Raw genomic sequence first — 12,036 nt, forward strand, 5'->3', positions numbered from 1 at the left:
GGCCCCTTAGCCCGCCCCACGGGGGCGGTGTCTGGCGCGGCGGGCGCGCACCCCGCGCGCGCCGCGGACTGCTTCTTCGTCACAGAGAAATAATTACTCTGCGTTCGCGTCGGCCGCAGCAGAGGCTTCGGAGTTGTCCGAATCCTCGTCGATCGGCACCAGCGAGATCTTGCCGCGGTTGTCGATGTCGGCGATCTCCACGCGGATCTTGTCACCCACGTTGACCACGTCCTCGACCTTGGCGACGCGCTTGCCGTTGCCCAGCTTCGAGATGTGGACCAGACCGTCGCGGCCCGGCAGCAGCGAGACGAACGCGCCGAAGGCAGTGGTCTTGACGACCGTGCCCAGGAAGCGCTCGCCGACCTTCGGCAGCTGCGGGTTGGCGATGGCGTTGATCGCGTCGATCGCAGCCTGCGCCGACGGGCCGTCCGTCGCGCCGACGAACACGGTGCCGTCGTCCTCGATGGAGATGTTGGCGCCGGTGTCCTCGGTGATCTGGTTGATGACCTTGCCCTTGGGTCCGATCACCTCGCCGATCTTGTCCACCGGGATCTTGATGGCGGTGACGCGCGGAGCGTAGGGGCTCATCTCGTCCGGGGTGGCGATGGCCTCGGCCATCACGTCCAGGATGGTGTGGCGTGCGTCCTTGGCCTGGTTCAGCGCACCGGCCAGCACCTTCGACGGGATGCCGTCGAGCTTGGTGTCCAGCTGCAGGGCGGTGACGAACTCGCGGGTGCCGGCGACCTTGAAGTCCATGTCGCCGAAGGCATCCTCGGCGCCCAGGATGTCGGTGAGGGCCACGTAGCGGACCTCGTCCTCACCCTTGTCGTTCTTCACGGTGTCCGACACCAGGCCCATGGCGATACCGGCGACCGGGGCCTTCAGCGGCACACCGGCGTTCAGCAGCGACAGGGTCGAGGCGCAGACCGAACCCATCGAGGTGGAACCGTTGGAGCCCAGCGCCTCCGACACCTGACGGATGGCGTAGGGGAACTCCTCCTGCGACGGCAGCACCGGCACCAGCGCGCGCTCGGCGAGCGCGCCGTGGCCGATCTCGCGGCGCTTGGGCGAGCCCACGCGACCGGTCTCACCGGTGGAGAACGGCGGGAAATTGTAGTGGTGCATGTAGCGCTTGGAGGTCTCCGGGCCGAGCGAGTCGACCTGCTGCGCCATCTTCACCATGTCCAGGGTGGTGACACCCAGGATCTGGGTCTCGCCACGCTCGAACAGCGCCGAACCGTGGGCGCGCGGCACCACGGCGACCTCGGCGGACAGCGCGCGGATGTCGGCCAGACCGCGGCCGTCGATGCGGAAGCTGTCGGTCAGGATGCGCTGGCGCACAAGCTTCTTGGTGACCGAGCGGAAGGCAGCGCCCAGTTCCTTCTCGCGGCCCTCGAAGGACTCGGCCAGCTCGGAGAGCACGGAGAGCTTGATCTCGTCGATCTTCTCCTCGCGCTCCTGCTTGCCCGCGATGGACAGCGCCTCGTTCAGCTCGCGCTTGGCGGTGCCCTCGACGGCCTCGTAGGCGTCGGGCTGGTACGGCAGGAAGATCGGGAACTCTTCGGTCGGCTTGGCCGCCAGGGCGGCCAGGTCCGACTGCGCCTTGCACAGGCGGGCGATGAAGGGCTTGGCGGCCTCGAGGCCCTCGGCCACAACGGTTTCCGTCGGCGCGGAGGCGCCGTCGGCGATCAGCGCGAGCACATTGTCGGTGGCCTCGGCCTCGACCATCATGATCGCGACGTCACCGTCGACCACGCGGCCCGCGACGACCATGTCGAACACGGCGCCCTCGAGCTGCTCCACGGTCGGGAAGGCGACCCACTGGCCCTCGATCAGCGCGACGCGCACGCCGCCGACCGGGCCGGAGAACGGCAGGCCCGCGATCTGGGTGGACGCCGAGGCGGCGTTGATCGCGACCACGTCGTACAGATCCTTCGGATCCAGCGACATGACGGTGACGACGACCTGGATCTCGTTGCGCAGGCCGTCGACGAAGGACGGACGCAGCGGCCGGTCGATCAGGCGGCAGGTCAGGATGGCGTCGGTCGAGGGGCGGCCCTCACGCCGGAAGAACGAGCCGGGGATACGGCCCGCGGCGTACATGCGCTCTTCGACATCCACCGTCAGCGGGAAGAAGTCGAACTGGTCCTTGGGCTGCTTGGAGGCCGTGGTGGCCGACAGCAGCATGGTCTCGTCGTCGAGGTAGGCGACGACGGAACCGGCGGCCTGCTTGGCCAGGCGGCCGGTCTCGAAACGAAGGGTGCGAGTGCCGTAGCTGCCGTTGTCGATCAGGGCGACGGACTCGAAAACGCCGGGCTCGACCTCGGCGGCGGAACTGGTCTGGGTGTCGGACATCTTTGTTATCTCAACCTCTCGTCTTCGCCGGGTCCAGCACGCATCGATCACGTGCGACCCGGCTCATGAGCCGTACCCGGCATGGGCGCGCGGCAGCCCTCCTGGCCACAGCGCGCACACCCGGCCCTATCCCCTTGGATACGGCGACGCGGAGGCGGTCATCGATCGAAGCCCTCCGGGCGCGCATGGTTCATCTCACTTCGCGCCCCGAAAAGCCACTACCGAAGACCGACGCCACGCGACGGGTGCATACGGCTCGTGTTGGCGTATACCCGGCCGATCCTCCCCCTCGTGGGGATACACGGCCACATATACGAAAGGCCAACGAGGAGATTCTATGCCTCCTCGTTGGCCGGTTCGTCAACTACCTCTGCCGACGAGGTGTGTCACCTCGCCGCGCCGAGGGTCCGCGGCTTGGGTCAGCGACGCAGGCCGAGACGCTCGATCAGCGAACGGTAACGCTCGATGTCCTTGTCCTGCAGGTACTTCGAGAGCCGCTTGCGACGACCGATCAGCGCCATCAGGCCGTGGCGGGTGTGGTGGTCGTGCTTGTGCTTCTTGAGGTGCTCGGTGATGTCGGCGATCCGCTTGGACAGCAGCGCGATCTGCGCCTCCGGGGAACCGGTGTCCTTCTCGTGCACGCCGTACTCGGCGAGGATCGCCGACTTCTGCTCAGTGGTGAGAGCCACAGATACTCCTTGTTTCAGTCCGCGCTCGAGGGACCGGACGAATCCGGTTGGGCGCCGCCGCGGACCACAGCAAACCCGACGGAAGAGCTTACCGGAGCGCCCGTGGTAGCGGAAATCGGCCCCGAGGAGCCCTATTCGCCGGTCTCGTCGTCGAGCACCTTGCGGGCCTGGTCGACGTCCTTGCCGATGGCCTCGACCAGCTCCTCGATGGACCCGAACTTCCGCATGCCGCGCAGCTGCTCGACGAAGTCCACGGCCACGTGCTTGCCGTACAGGTCGGCGTCGAAGTCGAGGATATGGGGCTCGACGGTGCGGTTGCGGCCGTCGAAGGTCGGGTTGGTGCCGACCGAGATGGCGGCCATGTGGCGCTCGCCGGCCAGCGGGTCGCCGGGTTCGAGGACGGTGAACCAGCCCGCGTACACCCCGTCGGCGGGGATGGCGGCGTGCATGGTCGGGGCCACATTGGCGGTCGGGAAACCCAGGCCCTTGCCGCGGCCGTCGCCGTGCACGACCACGCCCTCGACGCGATGCGGGCGGCCCAGCGCCTCGGCGGCCGCGCCCACATTGCCCTCGGCCAGGCAGCCGCGAATGTAGGTGGAGGAGAAGGTGACGGCGTGCTCGCCGAGCAGCTGCACGCCGTCGACGTCGAAGCCGTAGCGGCTGCCGAGTTCGCGCATGGTGTCGACGGTGCCGGCGGCCTGCTTGCCGAAGGTGAAGTTGTCGCCCACCACGACCTCGGCCACGTGCAGCCGGTCCACGAGCAGTTCCTCGACGTACTCCTCGGGGGTGAGCTTCATGAAGTCGCGGGTGAAGGGCATCACCACGAACACGTCGATGCCGAGTTCCTCGACCAGTTCCGCGCGCCGGTCCAGGGTGGACAGCTGCGCCGGATGCGCACCGGGCCGCACCACGTCGACCGGGTGCGGGTCGAACGTCATGAGCACCGACGGAACGCCCCGCACCGCAGCGGATTTCACCGCACGGCTGATGAGCTGGGCGTGACCGCGATGCACGCCGTCGAACACCCCGATGGTGAGGACACACCGGCCCCAGTCCGCGGGCATCTCCTCGAGACTTCGCCATCTCTGCACACGGGAAGCCTACGCAAAGCGCGTCACAGACAATATTCGGCGGTGCGGATCTTCACGGCCGGAAGCATGTCCGTCACCCTGCGTTCACCACTCCGGACCGCCCGCCGGCGTGGCCCACCCGGAGATGAACCAGTGCTGGCGGCCGGTATCGGGTTCGTACCATCGGCGTGGAAGTCTTCCGACGTCGGCTCCATAGACATGGATACCGACGCAAGGGGTCTCGCTCCCGCAGTTGACTCGGTGGACGTCGTCGTCGGTGGTGCAGCAGATCGTCACCTGACCGCGATGCCAGTCGTGCTCCACGGTCGCCACGAGCGGGATGTCCGGGGCTGCGGGTTTGACATAGCGGGTCTCGTGTTCGACACCGGAGTAGATTCCGACCACTCCCCAGGTCTCGTGTCCGTGGACGGGCGTGGTCTGACCGACATTCCACACCGCCGACACGATGCTGAACGATCCATCGGTCGCGACATGGAGCGGGTACACCACATAGTGGTCCGCATGCGGCTGCGTGAATTCGGGCGGAAGGGTGACATCCGAAGCCAACAGCGCCCGAAGCCGGTCGGCTACCAGAGTTGTCAGCCGGTGTTCGTCGCTGTTGCCGTGGACCAGGGCGTCCACGTCGCCGGCGAACCGGGTCAGATCGGTGGCACCGCGGCCGGTATGGATGCAAGTCATCGAGACTCCTCTCCGTCTCCTCGGTGGAGGCCGCTCCGATAAGCCCTTCAGCACCAAGTGATCAAGCCCTTTCAGCACCAAGTAGAGTCGCGCCGCGAGCGTCGAACATGAGGAATTTGTCCCATTTTCGGGAGTGCTACCGGCGGGGGCGGAGCGTCGTCTCCGAAACAGCGTCGGCGTAGCGTGAGTAGGCGCGACGACAGGAGACGATCGTGGCGCCGTTTGTTTCCAGAAGAGAGGTCCTGGCGGCACTTTCGATTGCGATCGATCTGGGCTTGGGCCAGCCGATGGAGCACATGCTGCGGTCCGCGGTCATCGGGACCCGGCTTGCCGATCTGCTGCGCCTGACCGAGGAGGAGCGGTCGGCCGTCTTTCATACCTCGCTGCTGATGTGGATCGGATGCCATGCCGATTCGCACGAGTACGCGCACTGGTTCGGCGACGACATCACGGTTCGCCACGACAGCTTCGCGGTGGATTGGTCGGGATTGCCGTATCTCCGTTTCCTGCTCCGCAATGTCGGACGCGGGTTGCCGTTGGGCAAGCGGGCGCAGATCGGCGCGACGCTGATCAAGGACGCCAGGGGCAACCTCGGCAAACTCGTGCGGTCACACTGCGCTTCCGCATCACTGCTGGCCGAGCAGTTCGGCCTGGGCGAGGAGGTCGCCGCCGCGCTGCGTTTCGCCTTCGAACGGTGGGACGGGCGTGGACTGCCGAACGGAGTTGCGGGCACCGACATCCCGATCGTGATGCGGGTCGTCCAGCTCGCCGATGTCGTCGAGGTGCCCCATCGCGCCGACGGCGTCGACGCGGCGATCACGGTGGCCCGCAGCCGAAGCGGCGGACAGCTCGACCCGCAACTGGTGTCCGTCCTCGCCGGCTCGGCACGGGACCTGCTCGGCCTGCCGGACGACGCGTGGTCGGCGGCCGCGGCCGCACTGCCCGATCCGGATCGGATCGTCACCTGCGCCGAACTCGATACGCTGTTGCAGGCGCTCGGCGACTTCGTCGACCTGAAATGTCCTTTCACCCTTGGTCATTCGCGTGGGGTGGCCGACCTGGCGCATGCCGCGGCGAGCTGCGCCGGACTGGGCCCGGCGGATGCGGACCTGATGCGCCGGGCAGGGTATGTCCATGATCTGGGCCGCATCGGCGTGTCCAACCACATCTGGGAGAAACCGGGATCGCTCACCGCCTCCGAATGGGAACGCGCGCAGATGCACCCCTACCTGACCGGCCGGATCTTGAGACGCGTGGGCGGTCTCGAGGCGGTCCGGACCGTCGCGGAACGGCATCATGAGCACCTGGATGGCTCGGGGTACCCGAACGGTCTCACCGGCGGTGCGCTCTCCGTGAACGACCGGCTGCTCGCAGCCGCGGTGGAATACCACAGCTCGCGGGAACCGCGACCGTATCGGGTGGCCCTCGACCCCGATCAGGCTGCTCGCCGGCTGCGCCGCGACGCAGCTGCCGGGCACCTCGAACCGACCGCGGTCGAGACGGTGCTGGAAGCCGCTGGACACCGGCGGTCCCGGCGACCCGCACGCCCGTCCGGTCTGACCCCCAGGGAGACCGAGGTACTGATCAACGTGGCCTGGGGTCGATCGAATCGGGAGATCGCGAAGGCCCTCGGCGTTTCGGAGAAGACGGTCCGCAATCACGTCGAACACATCTACAGCAAGATCGGTGTCACGAACCGGGTCGGGGCGAGCTTGTTCGCGACGCAGCACGGCATGGTCAGCCCGGTGTCACTGTGAACCGGAAAAAGGGGCGAATGCCTCATGACCACCCGGGCCGTCCCGACGACGATCGTTGCATGACGACCATCAAGAACCCCAGAGCCGCGGCGCAGGCGACGCTCGACCGACCGGCGCTCTGGCCTGGCACGGACGAACGGCTCGCCGGTTACGGCGTGATGGGTATGCCATTCGAAACCGGGGACTACCTGGCGCTGCGGCATTTCGCCGCCACGTCGATCGGTTCGGGCTATCGCGCTGTGTGGCACCGGAACCCGGCCGGCGAATGGACCTTCTACTCCGACGTGGCGCCGGAATTCAGCTGTGCCCGGTACTTCTCCGACGGCGGCTCGGCCACCACGGTCCGCACCCCGATCGATATCGAGTGGATCGGCCCGTACTCCTTGGAGGTCCGGATTCCCGGCATTCTCGAGTGGCGGATCGACCTGGAGGCCACCGGCCGTACCCGCCTGCTGAGTGCCGTGGGACGCCACACCCCGGCCGCGGTATGGCGTAGCGACCGTTGTCACCGGATCATGGCCAAAAGCGTGGGCCCGATGCTGCGGGTCGGGCATATCCGCATGAGCGGAACTACCCCGAACGGGCAGCACTTCGCGGCCGGACCGATGCTGATGTGGCTCGTCTCCGCCAGCCGGGCGCGGTTGCGCGGGGCCGATCTCGGCGCGCCCGCTCCGCTGCCACAGCAGCAGCAGCTCGGCGATTTCTGGCTGCCGCAACGCGGCGTGTTCGTCGTCGCGAAAGCCGCGTTCGAATCGTTCGACCCGGCCAGGCACCTGGCCCCCGCCGCCGCGGCGTGATCGCGGGCAACGCCGTCGGTCATCGATGTTCGAAGGCCGCGATTTCGACATCCGGATCGTTCCGGCGCCGGTAGGTTAGGGCCTGCGGGAAGTGAAACCAAAGGTCAGGAGTGTGCCTCGATGACCTGGACTACCGGCCCGGTCATACCCTGGATCAGCCCTCGGTCGGCCCACCGACAAGCCGTGGCGGCGGGCCTGGTCGTGATGTGCCCCGACCCGCTCAACGCCGAGACGCCGGTTTCCGAGCTGGGGGGCGGCGTCACTCCGAACGTGCGGTTCTACCAGCGGAATCATTTCCGGATTCCGGATCTCGACCCGGCCGACTGGCGGCTTCGGGTCGCCGGGCATGTCACACATCCGTCGACGTGGACTCTGCCGGACCTGCGCCGAATGCCGTCGCAGACGCGGATTGTCACCCTCGAGTGCGCCGGCAACGGCCGATCGGCCCTGGATCCACCGACGCCGGGAGAGCAGTGGGGACTCGGCGCGGTCGGCACCGCGGCATGGACCGGAGTGCCCCTGCTCGACGTGCTCGCGCAGGCGGGTCCCGCGCCCGGAGCCTGCGAGGTGGTGTTCCGCGGTGCGGACAGCGGGCCGGTCGACCAACATTCGGGAACGATCCGCTTCGAGCGCAGCCTCGACCTGACCGATGCCCGGCACAGCGGGGCGTTGCTCGCCTACGCCATGAACGGTGAGCCGCTGTCGGCCCTCCACGGCCGTCCGCTCCGGCTGGTCGTTCCGGGCTGGTACGGGGTGGCATCGGTGAAGTGGCTCACCGACATCGAGGTCCTCGACCATCGGTTCGCCGGGTTCTTCCAGACCGAAAAGTACTGCTACGAGTGGGAGCGCGGCGGGCAGGTCGTCACCGAGCCGGTGCGCCTGCAAGAAGTACGGTCCGTGATCACGGTTCCTGCGTCGAACGCCGTTGTGCGCCCCGGACCGCTCACCATCCAGGGTGTCGCCTGGTCCGGGCTCGCCCCGATCACCGGCGTCGAGGTCTCGATCGGCGGCGGGAGCTGGCAGCAGGCTCGATTGCGGGGGAAGCAACTGCCGGACAGCTGGCGCGAATGGGATCTCGTCACCGCTGTCGATGCCCCCGGAACGACGACCGTGCGGGTGCGGGCGACGGATGCGGCCGGCCACACCCAGCCCGACCAGCCCGCATGGAATCGGTTGGGGTACGGGGCAAACGCGGTCCACTGTGTGCCGATCCACGTCGCGCGATAGCGGACCCGCCCGCCGAACCGTGCTCCCTACCAGCGAGCGCGCCGATGTGTGAAACCGCGCGAGGTGTGCCTAAGCTCGGGTACGTGCCCGGAAAACGAGACATCGCCACCCGCCGCGAGCTGGCCGATCCGTCCGCACCTTCCGAACCCCACAGCAAGACCGCGACCGTCGCCCCGGTGCTGTCCTCGGTCGCCCAGGACTACCTGAAAGTGATCTGGACGGCGCAGGAGTGGTCGCAGGAGAAGGTGTCGACCAAGCTGCTCGCCGAGAAGATCGGCGTCTCCGCCTCCACGGTGTCCGAGGCCGTCCGCAAGCTCGCCGACCAGGGGCTGGTCGAACACGCCCGCTACGGGGCCATCACGCTCACCGAGGACGGCCGCCGCGCCGCGATCGCCATGGTGCGCCGGCACCGGCTCATCGAGACCTTCCTGGTCAATGAACTCGGCTACGGCTGGGACGAGGTGCACGACGAGGCCGAGGTGCTCGAGCACGCCGTCTCGGAGACGCTCATGGATCGCATCGACGCCAAGCTCGGCCACCCCGACCGGGATCCGCACGGTGATCCGATTCCCTCGGTGGACGGCGCGGTGCCCACTCCCCCGGCCCGCCAGCTCAGTGATTTCGGCGCCGGCGAATCCGGCCGGGTGGCACGGATTTCCGACTCCGATCCGGCCATGCTGCGCTACTTCGATTCGCTCGGCATCGCGCTGGACACACCCATCGCCGTGGTGGAGCGGCGCGATTTCGCGGGCACCATCGCGGTGCAGGTCGACGACCGCACGATCGACCTGGGAAGCATTGCGGCCGAAGCGATCTGGCTCAGCGAAGCGCACTGAACGGGCGGCCGGCAACTCTGTCGCGGTCAGGCGGGCGCGGCCGGAGTCGCCCGGGAGGTGAGGGCCGCGAGCAGCGAGGAGACCTCGGCGGGCACGTACGGCTGACTCCATCGATACGTCCGAGTCCGGGTTCCGTCGCTGACGGTGAGTTCGTAGCTGAACCCATCGGGAACTCCGGTCCCGGCCGATCCGGCGGGGTCGCCGGTGAGCAGCCCCGCCGCGATCGTGGCATCGCCGGGCGGCAGGTCGGCGGCATCGACCTCGGCGGTCAAGTCCAGACCGGCCAGCCCACCCGACCGTCGATAGGCGATGCGTATCGGCGACATACGAACGAGCGTAGTCCCGATGCGATCACTGCACCGGAACCTTCACCGCGTCCCAGCCGGCCCGCACCGCGTCCGCTTCGGTACTCGTGGCACCGAAGCGGGTGCGCGCGTTCTTCAGCGTGAGGGTCGCGAAGCCGGTGAAGGTGCTGTTGGGCTTGAGCCTCGGGTCGTTGAGGGTTTCGTACCAGATCGTGCCCGGCGCCTGCCATGCCGGTCCGCCGATCGTGAGGGCGGTGACGGCGAACGCGCGGTTGGGGATTCCGGAGTTGATGTGGACACCCCCGTTGTCCGATGTGGTCTGCACGAAGTGGGCCATGTCCGCCGGCTGATTGTCGTGCTTGTTGGCGGTGCCCGGTGCTTCCATCGAGCGCAGCGCCGGTGTCAGCAACGGCCCCACGATATCGGCGCCGATGAGCCAGTCCGCCTGCGCGGCGTTCTGGCCCAGGTGGTACTGCTTGACCAGCGACCCGAACACGTCGGAGATCGATTCGTTCAGCGCACCCGACTCGCCCGAGTAGATCAGGTTCGCTTCGTGCTGGGTGACGCCGTGGGTCAGCTCGTGGCCGATCACGTCGATTCCCCGGGTGGTGTCGGTCAGGATCTGGCCGTCACCGTCGCCGAAGAACATGTGCCCCTGACCGTCCCAGAACGCGTTGTCGAAGGCGGTGCCGTAATGCACCAGCCCGGCGATCGGCATACCCTGGCCGTCGATCGAATCTCGTTGAAACACATCCCAATACAGCGAGTAGGTGGCGCCGAAGCCGTCCCACGCCGCGTCGGCGGAGGCGTCCCCGGACGGCGGGTCGCCCTCGTGCCGGACCAGTGTGCCCGGACCCGGGCTCTCCGAGTGCCGCTGGTCGTAGATCCAGCGGTGCGGGGTGCCGCCGGCGGCGGCCAGCGCGAGCCGGACGGGCGCGACGAGCCGGGCGGCGACCTCGGCACGAGCTTGCCTGAACGAACTGTCCCGGTCCAAGGCCGTCAAGACCGCCAACCGCTGCTCGTGCGTCGCCTCCCTCGCCAGCGAGACCAGCAGGTCGGGCGGCAGAATGCAGGCGAGCGAATGCCTTCTCATGATGTCTCCCCCTTGGTTCTCAGGCGCGCACGAGGCTGCGGTTCGCCGGATCGGAGATCCAGTCGAGCAGGCCCTTGACGTCCTGGGTGAAGTACGGCCCGTATTCCACGGTGTCGCCGTCGTTGATGTGAAAACTCTGCAGCCCGTTCGCATATTGGCGCGCCGAACCGTTGAAATCGGTGATCCACGGTCCACCGCTGCTGCCGTGCTCCATATTGTCGTTGCTCAGCCCGATGGTGCCGGTGGTCGAACTGGATTGCACCGTGCCCAGGGCCTCGTCCATCTTGTTGCCGTCGAACGGCGGGCTGGGTGTCGCGGGGTAGCCGACCGCGTCCCAGACCCGGCCCGCGGTGGCGGCGTTCCACAACAGCCCCAGCCAGCCCACCTGATTTCCCGGGGCGCTGTCGAACCAGATCATTCCGTAGTCGAAGGCGCGGTCCCCGTTCTGAGTCCACGCCGTCCAGGCCGCGGCCGAGTTGTAGTTGAAGCTGTAGGCCGGGTCCGAGGTGGCGCGACTGGGATAGGACGGGAAGAACGCCAGATTGGTGGACCAGTTGCCATTGCCGAAGACGCAGTGGCCGGCGGTGAGCAGGACGTTCGGCGCGACGAACGCCGCCGATCCGGCGAAGTTGCTGTTGTCCTGGGTGAAGAACAGCTTGCCGCAGGTGGTGTACGGGTAGGCGAGCGGGTTCAGTACCGGGTCGGCGTCGCTGGTGCCGCCACGGCCCGAATCTCGGTGCGCGCGTGCGGTTCCATTGTGACCCGCCGCAGTATGTCCGGCCTTTCCGGATGGCTGCGGTGCGATCGACTGCCGGGGCCGTGCGGCCTTACGCTCCCGCGGCAGCGGAACCGGGATGGCCGCGGCTCGGCGTTCAGGGGTCCAGTATTCTTCGCCGGCCTCGACGCCGGCCATGTCGGCCGGGCCGGATCCGACCACGTAGTTCTCGTTGTCGCGTGATGTGCTCATTGCGGTGGTCTCCTCTTCGGGCGGTTTCCAGCAGGGTCGAAATTGCGGGATCATCGAATGACCCAGCCGGAGAAGGAATTCGGAGGCCGCGAGAAGCCACAGCCCCCTCACCCCCGAGGCCGGTATGGATGGGCCCGTTTCGCCCCTCTCCAGGGTGAGCCGGTCCGACCCGAAGGGCATGAGTACTCGGCTACTCGAATCGGCGCGTCGGCAATCGGGCAGCATCCGGAGAACCACCGGC

11 protein-coding genes are annotated in these 12,036 nt (G+C 67.8%); 4 read left to right on the forward strand and 7 right to left on the reverse strand.

Translation table 11 applies throughout. The annotated features are described in order from the left end of the window. Window positions 1-93 precede the first annotated feature (93 nt). The 4 genes from ACWEKS_RS42460 to ACWEKS_RS42475 all read right to left on the reverse strand — a co-directional run bounded on the left by ACWEKS_RS42460 (window position 94) and on the right by ACWEKS_RS42475 (window position 4,813). Entirely contained in the window at window positions 94-2,355 is a 2,262-nt protein-coding gene (locus ACWEKS_RS42460; protein WP_452345378.1) for a polyribonucleotide nucleotidyltransferase, read from the reverse strand. A 419-nt stretch (window positions 2,356-2,774) separates the two neighbouring features. Continuing rightward, window positions 2,775-3,044, reverse strand: coding sequence for a 30S ribosomal protein S15 (gene rpsO, locus ACWEKS_RS42465; protein ID WP_040859570.1), 270 nt, complete (start codon window positions 3,042-3,044; stop codon window positions 2,775-2,777). 131 nt (window positions 3,045-3,175) lie between these two features. Then, window positions 3,176-4,135, reverse strand: a complete 960-nt coding sequence (locus ACWEKS_RS42470) for a bifunctional riboflavin kinase/FAD synthetase (RefSeq protein ID WP_364614723.1) — start codon at window positions 4,133-4,135, stop codon at window positions 3,176-3,178. A gap of 84 nt (window positions 4,136-4,219) precedes the next feature. After that, window positions 4,220-4,813, reverse strand: a complete 594-nt coding sequence (locus ACWEKS_RS42475; protein WP_452345379.1) for a hypothetical protein — start codon at window positions 4,811-4,813, stop codon at window positions 4,220-4,222. Window positions 4,814-5,025: 212 nt separating this feature from the next. Here ACWEKS_RS42475 and ACWEKS_RS42480 point away from each other — a divergent pair, with 212 nt between their 5' ends. The 4 genes from ACWEKS_RS42480 to ACWEKS_RS42495 all read left to right on the forward strand — a co-directional run bounded on the left by ACWEKS_RS42480 (window position 5,026) and on the right by ACWEKS_RS42495 (window position 9,430). Further along, complete coding sequence (locus tag ACWEKS_RS42480) at window positions 5,026-6,570, forward strand: HD domain-containing phosphohydrolase (RefSeq protein WP_452345380.1); 1,545 nt, start codon at window positions 5,026-5,028, stop codon at window positions 6,568-6,570. 59 nt (window positions 6,571-6,629) lie between these two features. Then, window positions 6,630-7,367, forward strand: a complete 738-nt coding sequence (locus ACWEKS_RS42485; RefSeq protein ID WP_452345381.1) for a hypothetical protein — start codon at window positions 6,630-6,632, stop codon at window positions 7,365-7,367. A 120-nt stretch (window positions 7,368-7,487) separates the two neighbouring features. Continuing rightward, window positions 7,488-8,594, forward strand: a complete 1,107-nt coding sequence (locus tag ACWEKS_RS42490; RefSeq protein WP_452345382.1) for a sulfite oxidase — start codon at window positions 7,488-7,490, stop codon at window positions 8,592-8,594. Window positions 8,595-8,677: 83 nt separating this feature from the next. Then, a complete protein-coding gene (locus ACWEKS_RS42495) occupies window positions 8,678-9,430 on the forward strand; it encodes a metal-dependent transcriptional regulator (protein WP_452345383.1) in 753 nt (250 codons plus the stop codon). A 26-nt stretch (window positions 9,431-9,456) separates the two neighbouring features. On the opposite strand, the gene ACWEKS_RS42500 is transcribed toward ACWEKS_RS42495, so the two are convergent. From ACWEKS_RS42500 to ACWEKS_RS42510, 3 genes are read right to left on the reverse strand one after another with little or no spacing between them, the layout of a single operon-like run. After that, a complete protein-coding gene (locus tag ACWEKS_RS42500) occupies window positions 9,457-9,756 on the reverse strand; it encodes a protealysin inhibitor emfourin (RefSeq protein WP_379398379.1) in 300 nt (99 codons plus the stop codon). Between the two features lie 25 nt (window positions 9,757-9,781). Further along, a complete protein-coding gene (locus ACWEKS_RS42505; protein ID WP_452345384.1) occupies window positions 9,782-10,828 on the reverse strand; it encodes a M4 family metallopeptidase in 1,047 nt (348 codons plus the stop codon). A 19-nt stretch (window positions 10,829-10,847) separates the two neighbouring features. Then, complete coding sequence (locus ACWEKS_RS42510) at window positions 10,848-11,795, reverse strand: trypsin-like serine peptidase (protein WP_452345385.1); 948 nt, start codon at window positions 11,793-11,795, stop codon at window positions 10,848-10,850. Between the last annotated feature and the right edge of the window lie 241 nt (window positions 11,796-12,036).

This window comes from Nocardia sp. NPDC004711, assembly GCF_053601595.1.